12 protein-coding genes, 2 tRNA genes and 3 rRNA genes are annotated in these 17507 nt (G+C 51.4%); 3 read left to right on the top strand and 14 right to left on the bottom strand.

The window, feature by feature from the left end; translation table 11 throughout:
• Window positions 1–42 precede the first annotated feature (42 nt).
• From H7R58_RS02550 to envR, 7 genes are all read right to left on the bottom strand, one after another.
• Window positions 43–327, bottom strand: coding sequence for a helix-turn-helix transcriptional regulator (locus H7R58_RS02550; protein WP_182929925.1), 285 nt, complete (start codon window positions 325–327; stop codon window positions 43–45).
• 274 nt (window positions 328–601) lie between these two features.
• Entirely contained in the window at window positions 602–1582 is a 981-nt protein-coding gene (locus H7R58_RS02545) for an IS5-like element ISKpn26 family transposase (RefSeq protein ID WP_000019445.1), read from the bottom strand.
• 85 nt (window positions 1583–1667) lie between these two features.
• Window positions 1668–2441 carry a hypothetical protein gene (locus H7R58_RS02540; RefSeq protein ID WP_182934584.1) on the bottom strand — a complete coding sequence of 258 codons (774 nt, stop codon included), beginning with the start codon at window positions 2439–2441 and terminating at the stop codon, window positions 1668–1670.
• A gap of 20 nt (window positions 2442–2461) precedes the next feature.
• Window positions 2462–3669, bottom strand: a protein-coding gene (locus H7R58_RS02535; protein ID WP_089617520.1) for an IS3 family transposase whose coding sequence is annotated in 2 segments (ribosomal slippage) — window positions 2462–3348 and window positions 3348–3669 — 1209 coding nt in all. Because the reading frame shifts where the segments join, the coding sequence is not laid out codon by codon here.
• Between the two features lie 266 nt (window positions 3670–3935).
• Complete coding sequence (locus H7R58_RS02530; protein WP_182929923.1) at window positions 3936–5162, bottom strand: tyrosine-type recombinase/integrase; 1227 nt, start codon at window positions 5160–5162, stop codon at window positions 3936–3938.
• Between the two features lie 258 nt (window positions 5163–5420).
• Window positions 5421–6254, bottom strand: a complete 834-nt coding sequence (locus H7R58_RS02525; RefSeq protein WP_106931001.1) for an MBL fold metallo-hydrolase — start codon at window positions 6252–6254, stop codon at window positions 5421–5423.
• A 114-nt stretch (window positions 6255–6368) separates the two neighbouring features.
• On the bottom strand, window positions 6369–7022 hold the full coding sequence (gene envR, locus H7R58_RS02520; protein ID WP_106931003.1) for an acrEF/envCD operon transcriptional regulator: 654 nt from the start codon (window positions 7020–7022) through the stop codon (window positions 6369–6371).
• A gap of 351 nt (window positions 7023–7373) precedes the next feature.
• On the opposite strand from envR, the gene H7R58_RS02515 reads away from it, so the two are divergent.
• Complete coding sequence (locus H7R58_RS02515; RefSeq protein ID WP_106931005.1) at window positions 7374–8513, top strand: efflux RND transporter periplasmic adaptor subunit; 1140 nt, start codon at window positions 7374–7376, stop codon at window positions 8511–8513.
• Window positions 8514–8525: 12 nt separating this feature from the next.
• On the top strand, window positions 8526–11636 hold the full coding sequence (locus H7R58_RS02510) for an efflux RND transporter permease subunit (protein WP_182929922.1): 3111 nt from the start codon (window positions 8526–8528) through the stop codon (window positions 11634–11636).
• An 81-nt stretch (window positions 11637–11717) separates the two neighbouring features.
• Here H7R58_RS02510 and H7R58_RS25480 read toward each other — a convergent pair whose 3' ends face one another.
• Complete coding sequence (locus tag H7R58_RS25480) at window positions 11718–11912, bottom strand: hypothetical protein (protein ID WP_320108691.1); 195 nt, start codon at window positions 11910–11912, stop codon at window positions 11718–11720.
• The gene (locus tag H7R58_RS02505; RefSeq protein WP_000019445.1) at window positions 11894–12874 is read right to left on the bottom strand and encodes an IS5-like element ISKpn26 family transposase; all 981 of its coding nucleotides are present in this window, start codon (window positions 12872–12874) and stop codon (window positions 11894–11896) included. The genes H7R58_RS25480 and H7R58_RS02505 overlap by 19 nt, the downstream gene beginning before the upstream one ends.
• A 275-nt stretch (window positions 12875–13149) precedes the next feature.
• On the opposite strand from H7R58_RS02505, the gene H7R58_RS02500 reads away from it, so the two are divergent.
• Window positions 13150–13371 (top strand): lipoprotein, encoded by a 222-nt coding sequence (locus H7R58_RS02500; protein ID WP_035891258.1) that lies wholly within the window; start codon window positions 13150–13152, stop codon window positions 13369–13371.
• A 391-nt stretch (window positions 13372–13762) separates the two neighbouring features.
• On the opposite strand, the gene rrf (H7R58_RS02495) is transcribed toward H7R58_RS02500, so the two are convergent.
• The 5 genes from rrf (H7R58_RS02495) to H7R58_RS02475 all read right to left on the bottom strand — a co-directional run bounded on the left by rrf (H7R58_RS02495) (window position 13763) and on the right by H7R58_RS02475 (window position 17422).
• A 5S ribosomal RNA gene (gene rrf, locus H7R58_RS02495) occupies window positions 13763–13878 on the bottom strand.
• A 39-nt stretch (window positions 13879–13917) separates the two neighbouring features.
• A tRNA-Thr gene (locus tag H7R58_RS02490) sits at window positions 13918–13993 on the bottom strand.
• A 14-nt stretch (window positions 13994–14007) separates the two neighbouring features.
• Window positions 14008–14123 (bottom strand): 5S ribosomal RNA (gene rrf / locus H7R58_RS02485).
• Between the two features lie 97 nt (window positions 14124–14220).
• A 23S ribosomal RNA gene (locus H7R58_RS02480) occupies window positions 14221–17127 on the bottom strand.
• 219 nt (window positions 17128–17346) lie between these two features.
• Window positions 17347–17422, bottom strand: a tRNA-Glu gene (locus H7R58_RS02475).
• Window positions 17423–17507: the final 85 nt, after the last annotated feature.

Here is a 17507-nt window from a genome sequence, read left to right as displayed (position 1 = left end):
CAGCACGCAACAAATGCTCAGTAATGATCTTATCTAAACTGTTTATGCAGACTTGCGGCTGTGCGGATTATTAACGTTTAAAACTGAAGGCGGGTTACGAACCCACCAAAGAATGTCAGAAAGGAGCCATGCGCAGCTGTTAGGCCCAAAGTGGCATCGGGTAGGAAATTTACTCTCATTTTCCATATTCCAGCGGGTAGAGCGGGAAAGACTAGTTATTTCCAAGCATTCGGCCTCACGAATACGTCGGTCATATTCAAATCCGTAGTCCCTAAGAATTTGGCGGCGCTGCTCAGCCGTTGGTGGGATGAAAACAGTATTTAGCATAAAACCTCCAGTTAACGTCCTCAGAAGGAACACTTCCTATCTGTTCTGGCGTTGTTTGGAGAATCTTGATGCATATTTCTTTGTATTGAAACCCGAGTTAGCATAACTCGGGGAGGAATTAAGCTAAGGAAGGTGCGAATAAGCAGGTCATTTCTTCCCAAGCTGACTCGCTGATTAAAATTTCGCGGATCTGGGCCGATTTTTTTCCCGCAAACACATCGAATCAGCCTATTTAGGCTATTTTTTCCACCATTTCTGGCGTTATTTCCGGTTTTTACTGAGATCTCTCCCACTGACGTATCATTTGGTCCACCCGAAACAGGTTGGCCAGGGTGAATAACATCGCCAGTTGGTTATCGTTTTTCAGCAGCCCCTTGTATCTGGCTTTCACGAAGCCGAACTGCCGCTTGATGATGCGAAACGGGTGCTCCACCCTGGCACGGATGCTGGCTTTCATGTATTCGATGTTGATGGCCGTTTTGTTCTTGCGCGGATGCTGCTTCAAGGTTTTTACCTTGCCGGGACGCTCGGCGATCAGCCAGTCCACATCCACCTCGGCCAGCTCCTCGCGCTGTGGCGCTCCTTGGTAGCCGGCATCGGCTGAGACAAATTGCTCCTCTCCATGAAGCAGATTACCCAGCTGATTGAGGTCATGCTCGTTGGCCGCGGTGGTGACTAGGCTGTGGGTCAGGCCACTCTTGGCATCGACACCAATGTGGGCCTTCATGCCAAAGTGCCACTGATTGCCTTTCTTGGTCTGATGCATCTCCGGATCGCGTTGCTGCTCTTTGTTCTTGGTAGAGCTGGGTGCCTCAATGATGGTGGCATCCACCAAAGTGCCTTGGGTCATCATGACGCCTGCTTCGGCCAGCCAGCGATTGATGGTCTTGAACAATTGACGGGCCAGTTGATGCTGCTCGAGCAGGTGGCGGAAATTCATGATGGTGGTGCGATCCGGCAGGGCGCTATCCAGGGATAATCGGGCAAACAGGCGCATGGAGGCGATTTCGTACAGGGCATCTTCCATGGCACCGTCGCTCAGGTTGTACCAATGCTGCATGCAGTGAATACGCAGCATGGTCTCCAGCGGATAGGGCCGTCGGCCATTGCCCGCCTTGGGATAAAACGGCTCGATGACAGCGGTCATATTCTGCCATGGCAGAATCTGCTCCATGCGGGAGAGGAAAATCTCTTTTCGGGTCTGACGGCGCTTAGTGCTGAATTCACTATCGGCGAAGGTGAGTTGATGGCTCATGATGTCCCTCTGGGATGCGCTCCGGATGAATATGATGATCTCATATCAGGAACTTGTTCGCACCTTCCCTAACTCGGGAACCTGCTTACGATGATGGTGTTGGTAGCCTATGAGCCTCACCAATTAATGCAGCAATCGTTTTAATCGATAAGGGTGCTTCACCACTGTTCCAAAATTTATGAGCATGGTCACTAATAGCATTAGCCCAGTTGGTATAATTGTCACACAGTTCGGGGTGGCAATGTTTAATATAAATGGCAGCTTTTAATACTTCTTCTCTCTTTTTTGCATGATGTTCTGCCCTCCCCGGATTTAGCGCGGCTGTTGAAACTTCAGTATCAGGAGGTAATACACCGCCATTATAAAAACTAGGTAATGACTCACCATCTCTACTATCTCTTAACATGATAAAGTCATTTTTCATGACATAGATATCATCCAAATCAAAATCAATAGGTTCCTCACTATTAAAATTAACTATCATCTTGTTCGATACTGACATCCACACCTGAAAGAATTGAGGATGAATATCATAAAGCTCGGTCAATCCAAAGAATGTTTTAGGTAGTTGCCAAAAACCACTAAACCCACACTCCAATGCATCCTTTAAAATAAGCTCACTTCCATCATAATTTATTTTTGGATCTGGGTAGTTAATATCCCTAATATTTTTTAAATTATAGACCCTCGAAAACGAATCAGAAGCGATACCTTTTTCAATGAATTTCGTTCTCAAAGACAGGCCTTCATCTGTGAATACAACATACCCTTTTGTTAAGTTAGTTACATCGAAATTAATAAATAATCGTATTGAACCAATAGAGGCCCAGTGTAAAAGATCATGATCTTGACCCTCCATCTCCGAACAGCTTTTGTATCTTAAGTTAACGATGTCCGCTGCCGCCGGTATTCCCTCGGGGAGTGATATCCCAGCGCGCTGTGCGGGTGGTTTTCATTGTAATGCGTGAACGCTACTGCAAGGTTTCGCAGTGCTGTTCTCACATCCGGTTTTGGCATGAACGCGATATAGTCTTCTTTCATCGTTTTCACGAACCGTTCGGCCATGCCATTACTCTGCGGGCTGCTCACCGCTGTTGTGCAGGGCTCCAGATTCAGCTCTCTCGCGAACCTCCGCGTTTCATACGCGGTATACGCTGAACCGTTATCCGTCAGCCACTGCACCGCTGTGTCGGGCAACCTGTCGCCGAAGCGCTTTTCCACCGACCTCAGCATCACATCCTGCACGGTCGAACTGTCATAGCCTCCCGTGCTTGCTGCCCAGTCTATGGCCTCACGGTCGCAGCAGTCCAGCGCGAACGTTACCCGCAGTTTTTCGCCGTTGTCGCAGCCGAACTCGAAGCCATCTGAACACCAGCGCATATCGCTTTCTGCCACCGCTATCTTGCCCTTATGTTCACGCTTCGGTCGCTCTGGTTTGTGATGCAACAACAACAGGTTATGCTCGCTCATTATCCTGTAAAGCCGTTTGGCATTCACAGGTGGCTGTCCCTCTGTGCGACGTTGCTTGCGCAGGATGCCCCACACGCGTCGATAACCATAACTCGGCATATCGCTGATAATGTTGAGGATAGCCGACAGTATTTCTGCGTCTGCTTCTTCATTACGCCGGTTACAGCGCCTGTCCTGCCAGTCGGCAGAACGGTTAATCCGCAGTGACAGTTGCGCACGCGACACGCCCATGGTCCGGCTGACCATGGCTATTCCCCGTCCTTTGGCAACAAGGGCGCGTGCGCTATCCATTTTCGCGACTGACCGTACTCCACGGCTTCTTTCAGGATCTCAACTTCCATCGTTTTCTTGCCCAGAAGGCGCTGAAGCTCCCGGACCTGCTTCAGAGCAGCAGTAAGCTCAGAAGCAGGAACGACTTCCTCTCCAGCCGCAACGGCGGTGAGGCTGCCTTCCTGATATTGCTTCTTCCACTTAAACAGCAGGCTGGGCTGGATACCATGCAGGCGGGCGACATGGGAGACATTCATACCCGGCTCCATCGTCTGCTGGATAATGGCGATCTTCTCCTGAGGAGTTTTACGTTTACGGACTTCTTGCCCTAACAGGATCCCGGTCATCTCAAAATTGGCGTTAGTGTTAGACATATATTCAAGCCTATCTCTTATCTGGAGATACAGCTACTGTCCGGTGTTTCAGGGGGCTACATCACAGTGTAAAAGATCATTTGTTTCATATCCTAATAAACTAGCCACTCGAGTTATAGGATAATACTCACGTAATGGCATACCCATACCGTCACCCTCAACGCCCCTAAATAATTTGCGGGCCAGGCAGGTAGGGTATCCCGCTTTTCGGTTGGCCGACCTAGGCCCGCAATATCAGTTTAATTTCTATTCGTTACAGATAACAGAACCACATTTTGATGATTACCTGCAAGAAGTTCTAAGCGGTCATACCATTTGTTCAGCGCGTCCAGCTTCTCAGGCAAGTACAGACTACGGTTATAAATAGCCATAACCCCCGGCATTGAGTGGCCCAGCAACTGTTCAACAACGTGTGGAGCGATACCCATATCATTCATATGCGTTGCAAGAGTTCGCCGTAGATCATGTAAAGTCCAGGGTTCAGAGTGCCCCAGTTTTTTATAAACGCTACGGCCCCACTGGCTAACTGCCTCGCTATTCTTCACTACTCCGAGAAGATAGCCGGATGATTTTGTCTCATCGTGGAGCATTTTAATAAATGAGTGCATCGCCTCCGGAACAGGGCGTACAATTTTTTCACCACCTTTACTATGTGCTTTCGGAACAGTCCACACCCACGCATCCATATCCCATTCGGTCCACTCTGATAATCTGGCCTCTTGGGTTCGGCAACCGAATAAAGTGGCGATTCTGAGCAAGTTTGTGTAGTAAGGCAAAAAAACATCACCGGACGATATCGCAGCCCACAATCCCCCAACCTCTTTATCTTTCAATACCCGATCTTTTTTCGCCTGCTTTTTACCAACATCGGGAATACTCAAATCCTCAAGGGCGGTACTGACGGCGTAGCGGCGAACACGACAGAATTTCAGGGCCTGCTTACACATCTGGAATACATAACCCGCTGCAACTGGCGTTTTCTTTTTCATTCTGTCAAAACAGTCAAGCCAGTATCGAGTTTCGCAGTCAGCGAGCGCCATTTTCCCAATGTAAGGGTAAATATGTTTGCGTAACTCCGCTTTATGCCGCTCAACGTTCGCACGGTTTTCTTCCGCATATTCGCGTATCCAGTATTCGATAGCTTCCTGCACCGTAACCGGTTTAAGCGTTTCCTGAGTAGTTAGCGCCAACTGGTGCTTTGGGTCTTTACCTGAAGCCAACCACTGGCGACATTTATCACGCGAGGAACGGGCCTCTTTGAGACTCATATCCGGGTAGCGCCCCAGAGTCAGCCGGTGCAGCTTCTGCCCGTCGAGTCTGTAAGTAAACACCCAGCTAATACCGCCAGCTTTCGTTACCTTCGCGCTCAACCCGGCACCATCAGCATAAAACTCAATCTTACTGGCCGGGATGCCATGTAATCCCTTTAACTTCCTGTCGCTCAGTTTGTTAAGTTCGCCAGCCATAAACCACCACCCAGCCCAAAGTGTTTATACAAATGTTTATACAGAATTCGTTGCACAACAGCATAAACAACAAAAAGCACTGGAACAATATACAGTCATTATTTTTCTTAAATAATTGATTTTATAAGGAATATAATAATCATAGAAAAACATAAAAACAGGAAGTTTGACAGTACGGCATGAACTGATACTAATCAGTTATGTTGTTGATAGAAAAGGCGCTACTCGGCATGGGGATGCGCCTTTTTTATTGCCTGCTTATGCTTCGCAATACACCATACGATAGCCCTGACCTTCAGGGATGACCCGCGCGAAGCCAGACCCGCCAAAGTGCATTCCCGCCACCAGCAGCTTTTCCTGCACCGCCTGAGCCAGAATCCGTTTACGTGATGCCTTCGCCTGCTCAGGATCGATATCAAACGCAATAGACACATCCGGCTGCGCGGTCTGAATATAGGGGAAATGTACGATGTCCCCCCAGATAATCAGGCTTTCCTGCGGCGAGTCAATCCGATAGCCCGTATGCCCCGGCGTATGGCCCGGTAGTGCAACAGGCCGAATGCCTTCTACGATCGGCTTGTCGTCCAGCAGATGGACCCTTTCGCCGTATACCGCCAGCGTCCGCCTTGCCCGGGTGAAATTGCGCTGCGCCCGCTCGTTCGCCTGCGCCAGACGTTCATCATCTTGCCAGAAAGCGACTTCATTCGGATGGAGGTACAGCTGTGCATTGGGATACACCGCATCGCCCGCCTCGTTCAGCAGACCGCCGATATGGTCCGGATGCGCATGCGTCAACAGCAACGTGTCTACCGCCTGCGGCACAACCCCAAAGTCCTGTAAATGCCCAGCGAGCTGGCCACCGACGTTGTTTGCTCCTCCCGTACCAGAATCAACCAGAATCGTTCGCCCGCGCCCGCGAATCAGATAGCCATAAATGTGCAGGTTGCCGGGATCCGTTACGCCAGCGCTGCGCTGAATCTCGCCGGCATCCGTTGTCGTAATGCCTGAGAGCAAATCCAGACTGGCGGACATGTTTCCGTCGCTCAATGCAATGACTTCAAAATCGCCAATCTGGCGAGACACACATTTCATAAGCACCTCATGATAAGCACGGTAAGTTATCGATAAGATGACAGATTGCGCATGGCCGCAACAGGGAAAGCGTAACGAGATGAAATCTTTTCAGCCCCGTTCGCGAGGCCAAAATCAACCCTTCGCCGCCCGTACCGGCGAGGCAGCCCAAAGATGTGAGTCGCAGAGAACAGACATAATATTATCCACCAGCAGCGGAGCCTGCTGATAGAGATCAAATTGCCGTGGTTCCATAAGCCAGTTTTTAATGATGCCGATAAATGCGCTATGCAAGACAATCAATATAATCTCAATATTTGTATCTACAGGTAATAATCGGTTACGTACGCATGTCTGTAAAATACCCCGCACGGTATTATAGTCAAACCCGATTTTCTGCCTGATATCCTGCTCCGACATCATATCGCTGGTAAATTCACACTTGTGATACAAAATTTGCATCAGCGCTTTCTGCCTCGGCGTTTCGGCTATATATTGCAGCCCCGCCACGAATTTATTCCTCAGCGCCAGCAACGGATTTTCATGCTCTATTGGTATCAATTTATGATGAATAAGATCGCGCAGCGGGAGCTGCGCTTGCCACATGGCATTAAACAGCTCACTCTTACTGACGAAATGCCAATATACGGCACCGCGCGTCACGCCGGCAGCCGCGGCGATATCGGTCAGCGTCGTGTTACTGACTCCGCGTAACGCGAACTGCTCAATTGCCACGTCCAGCAGCAGCTGGCGCGTTTTGAGCGCCTCTTCCCGTGTTTTTCTGGCCATACCATCGGTCGCCTGCCGCTGAATAAGCGGTGAATGGAATACTCCAGCTAATTTACCACCGCGTGACAGATAAATTTTACCAAAAAGTTTGATGGTTATTGAAAATTAATAAATCAAAAATACATATATTTCACGCAATCATATTCACCACGCAAATAACAACCACCTCTATTTTATCTGGAGAATTCTCCATTCCTGCTATTTTTGTGTTTCCGTGCCCTGGCATTCTGTTAAAAATAACTATCACTTACATCCACCGATATTTATTTGTAGGATATCGAACTGTTTCTATTCTCCCTTTCTTTCTCAGATTCGTGGTCAAAAATGGCTATCAATCTATAAGGAACCGCAATGACGAGCCACGCCAGGATTACACTCTTATCCAGCTTAATTATCTCTGCGACATTACTGAGCGGCTGCGATAATTCTGGAGATCAGCAGGCGCATGCGCCCACACCTCAGGTCATCGTTCACATCGTGAACAACGCACCGCTCTCTATCACCACGGAACTGCCGGGCCGTACTTCCGCGTTTCGCGTCGCGGAGGTGCGACCGCAGGTCAGCGGCATTATTCTGAAGCGCAACTTTGTAGAAGGGAGCGATATTGAAGCCGGGCAATCGCTTTATCAGATAGACCCTGCAACCTACCAGGCTGCGTATGACAGCGCCAAAGGCGATGCATCTAAAGCGGAAGCCGCCGCCGCCATCGCACATCTGACGGTCAAACGCTACGTCCCGCTGCTGGGAACGAAATATATCAGCCAGCAGGATTACGATCAGGCCGTGGCTACCGCGCGCCAGGCTGACGCCGATGTTATGGCCGCGAAAGCCGCCGTTGAGAGTGCGCGTATTAATCTGGCCTACACCAAAGTGACCTCTCCCATTACCGGCCGTATCGGTAAATCCAGCGTAACGGAAGGCGCGCTGGTTACCAACGGCCAGGCGGAAGCCATGGCCACGGTGCAGCAGCTCGATCCCATCTACGTCGATGTGACTCAGTCCAGCAGTGATTTTATGCGTCTGAAACAAGAAAGCCTGCAACAGGGCGAAGGTGCCAAAAGCGTTCAATTGCTAATGGAAAACGGTCAACCCTACGCGCTGAAAGGTTCTCTGCAGTTTTCTGACGTCACCGTTGATGAGAGCACCGGCTCCATTACGCTACGCGCACTATTCCCTAACCCTCAGCATACGCTGCTGCCGGGCATGTTTGTACGCGCGCGCATCGATGAGGGAGTCAACCCGAGCGCAATGCTGGTACCACAGCAGGGCGTCACCCGTACGCCGCGCGGCGATGCCACCGTACTGCTGGTGAACGACAAAAATCAGGTAGAAATCCGCAACGTGGTGGCGGCGCAAGCCGTAGGCGACCAGTGGCTGGTCACCAGCGGCCTGAAGGCCGGTGAGAAGGTTATCGTCAGCGGGCTGCAGAAAGTACATCCGGGCGTCACCGTCAAAGCAGAAGAGGACACCGCGGCTCCGGCTGCGCAATAAGGTAGCTATCCTATGTCTAAGTTTTTTATCCATCGCCCGGTATTCGCCTGGGTTCTGGCGATCATTATGATGATTGCGGGTGGGCTAGCTATTTTACAGCTGCCTATCGCCCAGTATCCGACCATTGCGCCGCCTGCCGTGGCGATTTCTGCCAACTACCCCGGAGCAGACGCGCAGACCGTGCAGGATACCGTGACGCAGGTTATCGAACAGAATATGAACGGTATCGATAACCTGATGTATATGTCCTCAACCAGCGACTCCGCGGGATCGGTGACCATTACCTTGACCTTTAATTCAGGGACCGATCCGGACATCGCACAGGTGCAGGTGCAGAACAAGCTGCAGCTGGCTACCCCTCTCTTGCCGCAGGAAGTACAGCAGCAGGGAATCAGCGTTGAGAAATCAAGCAGCAGCTTCCTGCTGGTTGCCGGGTTTATCTCCGATAACCCGAAGACCATTCAGGACGATATTTCTGACTATATTGCTTCCAACGTAAAAGACCCCATCAGCCGACTGAACGGCGTGGGCGACGTGCAGCTGTTCGGTGCTCAGTACGCAATGCGTATCTGGCTCGACAACAATCAGCTCAACAAGTACAACCTGACGCCGGTTGACGTGATCAATCAGTTGAAGGTGCAGAATAACCAGATTGCCGCGGGCCAGTTGGGCGGTACGCCTGCCGTGAAGGGGCAGCAGCTCAACGCCTCAATCATTGCCCAAACGCGGCTGAAAGATCCGGCGGAGTTTGGCAATATTACCCTCCGCGTCAACGCCGACGGTTCTGTCGTTCACTTGAGCGATGTTGCAAAAATTGAGCTGGGCGGCGAGAACTACAACGTGGTTGCCCGCATCAACGGAAAGCCAGCTTCGGGGCTCGGTATTAAGCTTGCCACCGGCGCGAACGCGCTGGATACCGCCAATGCCATTAAGGCGAAGCTGGCGGAGCTGCAGCCGTTCTTTCCGCAGGGAATGAAGGTCGTCTATCCCTATGACACCACGCCTTTCGTCACTATTTCGATTCATGAAGTGATCAAGACGCTGTTTGAGGCCATCATTCTCGTCTTTCTCGTGATGTATCTGTTCCTGCAAAATATGCGCGCCACGCTGATTCCGACCATTGCCGTGCCGGTGGTGCTGCTGGGCACCTTCGCCGTGCTGGCGATGTTCGGCTATTCGATAAATACCCTGACGATGTTCGGTATGGTGCTTGCAATAGGCCTGTTAGTCGATGATGCCATTGTGGTGGTCGAAAACGTCGAGCGCGTGATGGTGGAAGAGCGGCTCTCTCCGGTCGAAGCGACGGAAAAATCGATGTCGCAGATCCAGGGGGCGCTGGTTGGTATTGCCATGGTGCTGTCGGCGGTCTTTGTACCGATGGCCTTCTTCGGTGGCTCTACTGGTGCCATTTATCGACAGTTCTCCATTACCATCGTGTCGGCAATGGCGCTGTCGGTGCTGGTTGCGTTGATTCTGACACCTGCGCTGTGCGCGACGTTACTGAAGCCCAGCGCGGCCGGGCATCACGAAAAGAAAGGGTTCTTCGCGTGGTTCAACAATAAATTTGATCGTAGCGTAAACCATTACACCCACAGCGTAAGCGGCATTCTGCGCAATACCGGGCGCTATCTGGTTATCTACGTGCTGATCGTGGTCGGGATGGCGCTGCTGTTTGTCCGTCTGCCCACCTCGTTCTTACCGGATGAAGATCAGGGCGTATTCCTGACGATGGTCCAACTGCCCGCCGGTGCGACGCAAGAACGTACGCAGAAGGTGCTGGATACGGTCACTCAGTATTACCTGAACAACGAGAAGGCCAACGTTGAAAGCGTCTTTACCGTCAACGGTTTTAGCTTCAGCGGCCAGGGTCAGAACGCAGGCATGGCCTTCGTTAGCCTCAAGCCCTGGGAGACGCGCAGCGGTGATGAAAACGGCGTAGGGGCTATTATCAAGCGGGCGACGATGGCCTTTAGCCAGATAAAAGACGCCATGGTGTTCCCTTTCAACATGCCGGCGATTATCGAGCTGGGCACGGCGACCGGGTTTGACTTCGAGCTCATCGATCAGGGCAACCTTGGCCACACGGCGCTCACTCAGGCACGCAATCAGCTGCTGGGTATGGTGCAGCAGCATCCGGACCAGTTAGTGCGCGTACGCCCTAATGGTCTGGAAGATACCGCACAGTTCAAACTTGAAGTCGATCAGGAAAAAGCGCAGGCGTTGGGCGTTTCGCTGTCGGATATTAACCAGACTATCTCGGCGGCGCTAGGTGGCGCCTACGTTAACGACTTTATCGATCGCGGTCGTGTGAAGAAGGTGTATGTTCAGGCAGATGCCAAATTCCGCATGCTGCCGGGCGATGTCAACAATATGTATGTGCGCAGCAGCAATGGCGAAATGGTGCCATTCTCCGCTTTCGTCAGCTCACGTTGGGTTTACGGCTCTCCACGCCTGGAACGCTACAACGGTCTGCCTTCCATGGAAATTATGGGGGAAGCGGCGCCGGGTAAAAGTACCGGCGAGGCGATGGCGCTGATGGAACAACTGGCCAGCAGGCTGCCGTCTGGCATCGGCTTCGATTGGACAGGAATGTCGTACCAGGAACGCTTATCCGGAAACCAGGCGCCAGCGCTTTATGCTATTTCGCTGATTGTGGTCTTTTTGTGCCTGGCCGCGCTCTATGAGAGCTGGTCAATCCCATTTTCGGTTATGCTGGTTGTTCCGCTGGGCGTTGTGGGTGCGCTGCTGGCAGCCTCATTGCGCGGTCTGAATAACGACGTTTACTTCCAGGTGGGTCTGCTGACGACGATAGGCCTATCGGCGAAGAACGCCATTTTGATCGTCGAGTTCGCCAAGGATCTCATGGAGAAAGAGGGCAAAGGGGTTATTGAAGCTACGCTTGAAGCGTCACGCATGCGCCTGCGCCCCATTCTGATGACCTCGCTCGCCTTTATTCTCGGCGTTATGCCGTTGGTCATCAGTCGAGGTGCAGGGAGCGGCGCGCAGAATGCGGTCGGCACCGGTGTTATGGGTGGGATGTTGACGGCTACCTTGCTTGCCATCTTCTTCGTACCAGTGTTCTTCGTCGTTGTCAGACGACGCTTCAGTCGACACCGTGAGTAATCGACAAAATGCTTCATGACAGGGCGCCTTCGGGCGCCTTTTTTATATCCAAAGTTTCGCAATCGCAGTAAACTCAATACATTAGCAATCACATCCACCGACAGTGCTAAGGAAGGTGCGAATAAGCAGGTCATTTCTTCCCAAGCTGACTCGCTGATTAAAATTTCGCGGATCTGGGCCGATTTTTTTCCCGCAAACACATCGAATCAGCCTATTTAGGCTATTTTTTCCACCATTTCTGGCGTTATTTCCGGTTTTTACTGAGATCTCTCCCACTGACGTATCATTTGGTCCACCCGAAACAGGTTGGCCAGGGTGAATAACATCGCCAGTTGGTTATCGTTTTTCAGCAGCCCCTTGTATCTGGCTTTCACGAAGCCGAACTGCCGCTTGATGATGCGAAACGGGTGCTCCACCCTGGCACGGATGCTGGCTTTCATGTATTCGATGTTGATGGCCGTTTTGTTCTTGCGCGGATGCTGCTTCAAGGTTTTTACCTTGCCGGGACGCTCGGCGATCAGCCAGTCCACATCCACCTCGGCCAGCTCCTCGCGCTGTGGCGCTCCTTGGTAGCCGGCATCGGCTGAGACAAATTGCTCCTCTCCATGAAGCAGATTACCCAGCTGATTGAGGTCATGCTCGTTGGCCGCGGTGGTGACTAGGCTGTGGGTCAGGCCACTCTTGGCATCGACACCAATGTGGGCCTTCATGCCAAAGTGCCACTGATTGCCTTTCTTGGTCTGATGCATCTCCGGATCGCGTTGCTGCTCTTTGTTCTTGGTAGAGCTGGGTGCCTCAATGATGGTGGCATCCACCAAAGTGCCTTGGGTCATCATGACGCCTGCTTCGGCCAGCCAGCGATTGATGGTCTTGAACAATTGACGGGCCAGTTGATGCTGCTCGAGCAGGTGGCGGAAATTCATGATGGTGGTGCGATCCGGCAGGGCGCTATCCAGGGATAATCGGGCAAACAGGCGCATGGAGGCGATTTCGTACAGGGCATCTTCCATGGCACCGTCGCTCAGGTTGTACCAATGCTGCATGCAGTGAATACGCAGCATGGTCTCCAGCGGATAGGGCCGTCGGCCATTGCCCGCCTTGGGATAAAACGGCTCGATGACAGCGGTCATATTCTGCCATGGCAGAATCTGCTCCATGCGGGAGAGGAAAATCTCTTTTCGGGTCTGACGGCGCTTAGTGCTGAATTCACTATCGGCGAAGGTGAGTTGATGGCTCATGATGTCCCTCTGGGATGCGCTCCGGATGAATATGATGATCTCATATCAGGAACTTGTTCGCACCTTCCCTAACCAATACACCATTCCGTTATTTTCTTCTGCATTATTTCTGCATAATCCGGCGGATAATCTCTCGTCTTCTCCATGATATTTACGTAACACATAAATTGAGATTATTTCCCCTATCAGAAAGCCCGTGTACAGGTGATAAAATAAGCCATTCCGTAATACGTTCCTGACGGGCGTAATGAAACGGATTATTCAGAGGCTATATCATGAAAAAATTTATTCTGGTGACGCTGCTGGCAACGCTGCTGGCAGGCTGTGCGCACGACTCCCCTTGCGTACCGGTCTATGACGACCAGGGACGACTGGTTCACACCAATACCTGCATGAAAGGCACCACGCAAGATAACTGGGAAACAGCTGGCGCGATCGCCGGCGGCGCAGCGGCGCTGGCAGGGTTGACGTTGGGCATTGTAGCGCTGACGAAATAACCTAATGGTGGGAGGATGCCGTTCCTCCAGACCTCCTCTCGCGCTGACTATTATTGTGAAGATAATACCAGCGCGTTTTTTATGCGTAATAGATCTGTATTGTTTATTCTGTTCAGAATAAATAACGTCATAAAGAATAAAGAGATAACACATCTCTTTATTTCCCATCTAGCGTTAACATTCTATTAAATATTTAACGGGTAATACCCTGCAGGTTAATCTGTAAGCCGGATAACGCACGACGGTCAGCACGTCGAGGAGGTCAGCATTACGTAAATGATAATTCAGTCAGACACTTGAGCTAGGTAGACAACCGGAAACAGTGGCTGTTTTATTTTTTGCGCCAACGCAAAAAGGCCATCCTTTCGGATGGCCTTCTGCTTTATTTGATGCCTGGCAGTTCCCTACTCTCGCATGGGGAGACCCCACACTACCATCGGCGCTACGGCGTTTCACTTCTGAGTTCGGCATGGGGTCAGGTGGGACCACCGCGCTACGGCCGCCAGGCAAATTCTTTACTAAGCGCCGAACTTTAACCTAAAAAAGTGGTGCTGATACCCAGAGTCGAACTGGGGACCTCACCCTTACCAAGGGTGCGCTCTACCAACTGAGCCATATCAGCACGCTAAATTTGATGCCTGGCAGTTCCCTACTCTCGCATGGGGAGACCCCACACTACCATCGGCGCTACGGCGTTTCACTTCTGAGTTCGGCATGGGGTCAGGTGGGACCACCGCGCTACGGCCGCCAGGCAAATTCTGTTATTAACCCGCTTTTCGCCGGTCAATGTAATCTGTAATCAAGCTGAATATGATGTCTGTCTCTTCGCCAAAACATCTTCGGCGTTGTAAGGTTAAGCCTCACGGTTCATTAGTATCGGTTAGCTCAATGTATCGCTACACTTACACACCCGACCTATCAACGTCATCGTCTTTAACGTTCCTTCAGGACTCTCAAGGAGTCAGGGAGAACTCATCTCGGGGCAAGTTTCGTGCTTAGATGCTTTCAGCACTTATCTCTTCCGCATTTAGCTACCGGGCAATGCCATTGGCATGACAACCCGAACACCAGTGATGCGTCCACTCCGGTCCTCTCGTACTAGGAGCAGCCCCCCTCAATTCTCCAGCGCCCACGGCAGATAGGGACCGAACTGTCTCACGACGTTCTAAACCCAGCTCGCGTACCACTTTAAATGGCGAACAGCCATACCCTTGGGACCTACTTCAGCCCCAGGATGTGATGAGCCGACATCGAGGTGCCAAACACCGCCGTCGATATGAACTCTTGGGCGGTATCAGCCTGTTATCCCCGGAGTACCTTTTATCCGTTGAGCGATGGCCCTTCCATTCAGAACCACCGGATCACTAAGACCTGCTTTCGCACCTGCTCGAGCCGTCACTCTCGCAGTCAAGCTAGCTTATGCCTTTGCACTAACCTCCTGATGTCCGACCAGGATTAGCTAACCTTCGTGCTCCTCCGTTACTCTTTAGGAGGAGACCGCCCCAGTCAAACTACCCACCAGACACTGTCCGCAACCCGGATTACGGGTCTACGTTAGAACACCAGCCATTAAAGGGTGGTATTTCAAGGTTGGCTCCACACGAACTGGCGTCCGCGCTTCAAAGCCTCCCACCTATCCTACACATCAAGGACCAGTGTTCAGTGTCAAGCTATAGTAAAGGTTCACGGGGTCTTTCCGTCTTGCCGCGGGTACACTGCATCTTCACAGCGAGTTCAATTTCACTGAGTCTCGGGTGGAGACAGCCTGGCCATCATTACGCCATTCGTGCAGGTCGGAACTTACCCGACAAGGAATTTCGCTACCTTAGGACCGTTATAGTTACGGCCGCCGTTTACCGGGGCTTCGATCAAGAGCTTCGCGTTGCCGCTAACCCCATCAATTAACCTTCCGGCACCGGGCAGGCGTCACACCGTATACGTCCACTTTCGTGTTTGCACAGTGCTGTGTTTTTAATAAACAGTTGCAGCCAGCTGGTATCTTCGACTGATTTCAGCTCCATGAGTAAATCACTTCACCTACATATCAGCGTGCCTTCTCCCGAAGTTACGGCACCATTTTGCCTAGTTCCTTCACCCGAGTTCTCTCAAGCGCCTTGGTATTCTCTACCTGACCACCTGTGTCGGTTTGGGGTACGATTTGATGTTACCTGATGCTTAGAGGCTTTTCCTGGAAGCAGGGCATTTGTTACTTCAGCACCGTAGTGCCTCGTCATCACACCTCAGCGTTAAAAGAAGTCCGGATTTACCTAAACTTCCCGCCTACATGCTTAAACCGGGACAACCGTCGCCCGGCTAACATAGCCTTCTCCGTCCCCCCTTCGCAGTAACACCAAGTACAGGAATATTAACCTGTTTCCCATCGACTACGCCTTTCGGCCTCGCCTTAGGGGTCGACTCACCCTGCCCCGATTAACGTTGGACAGGAACCCTTGGTCTTCCGGCGTGCGGGTTTTTCACCCGCATTATCGTTACTTATGTCAGCATTCGCACTTCTGATACCTCCAGCACCCCTCACAGGACACCTTCAACGGCTTACAGAACGCTCCCCTACCCAACAACACATAGTGTCGCTGCCGCAGCTTCGGTGCACAGTTTAGCCCCGTTACATCTTCCGCGCAGGCCGACTCGACCAGTGAGCTATTACGCTTTCTTTAAATGATGGCTGCTTCTAAGCCAACATCCTGGCTGTCTGAGCCTTCCCACATCGTTTCCCACTTAACTGTGACTTTGGGACCTTAGCTGGCGGTCTGGGTTGTTTCCCTCTTCACGACGGACGTTAGCACCCGCCGTGTGTCTCCCGTGATAACATTCTTCGGTATTCGCAGTTTGCATCGGGTTGGTAAGTCGGGATGACCCCCTAGCCGAAACAGTGCTCTACCCCCGAAGATGAATTCACGAGGCGCTACCTAAATAGCTTTCGGGGAGAACCAGCTATCTCCCGGTTTGATTGGCCTTTCACCCCCAGCCACAAGTCATCCGCTAATTTTTCAACATTAGTCGGTTCGGTCCTCCAGTTAGTGTTACCCAACCTTCAACCTGCCCATGGCTAGATCACCGGGTTTCGGGTCTATACCCTGCAACTTAACGCCCAGTTAAGACTCGGTTTCCCTTCGGCTCCCCTATACGGTTAACCTTGCTACAGAATATAAGTCGCTGACCCATTATACAAAAGGTACGCAGTCACCCCATAAAGAGGCTCCCACTGCTTGTACGTACACGGTTTCAGGTTCTTTTTCACTCCCCTCGCCGGGGTTCTTTTCGCCTTTCCCTCACGGTACTGGTTCACTATCGGTCAGTCAGGAGTATTTAGCCTTGGAGGATGGTCCCCCCATATTCAGACAGGATACCACGTGTCCCGCCCTACTCTTCGAGTTCACAACCTGTGCATTTTGGTGTACGGGACTATCACCCTGTACCGTCGGACTTTCCAGACCGTTCCACTAACACACAAGCTGATTCAGACTCTGGGCTGCTCCCCGTTCGCTCGCCGCTACTGGGGGAATCTCGGTTGATTTCTTTTCCTCGGGGTACTTAGATGTTTCAGTTCCCCCGGTTCGCTTCATTACGCTATGTATTCACGTAATGATAGTGTGACGAATCACACTGGGTTTCCCCATTCGGAAATCGCCGGTTATAACGGTTCATATCACCTTACCGACGCTTATCGCAGATTAGCACGTCCTTCATCGCCTCTGACTGCCAGGGCATCCACCGTGTACGCTTAGTCGCTTAACCTCACAACCCGAAGATGTTTCGTAAAACACCATCGTGTTGCGAAAATTTGAGAGACTCGAACACACCGCTTATCTGTTCTTATTACGGAGAACAGACACAGTGTGTCGTTTCAATTTTCAGCTTGATCCAGATTTTTAAAGAGCAAATATCTCAAACGTCACCCGAAGGTAAGTTTTGAGATATTGGGGTCGGCGACTTTCACTCACACTAACCAGCAAGTGGCGTCCCCTAGGGGATTCGAACCCCTGTTACCGCCGTGAAAGGGCGGTGTCCTGGGCCTCTAGACGAAGGGGACACTGAAGTCTCAATCGCAAGACGCCTTGCTATTTACTTTTCATCAGACAATCTGTGTGAGCACTTCAAAGAACGCTTCTTTAAGG

The sequence above is a fragment of the Klebsiella sp. WP4-W18-ESBL-05 genome (assembly GCF_014169075.1).
GTDB lineage: Bacteria > Pseudomonadota > Gammaproteobacteria > Enterobacterales > Enterobacteriaceae > Kluyvera > Kluyvera ascorbata_B.
This window is presented reverse-complemented; position numbering and strand designations above follow the sequence as displayed.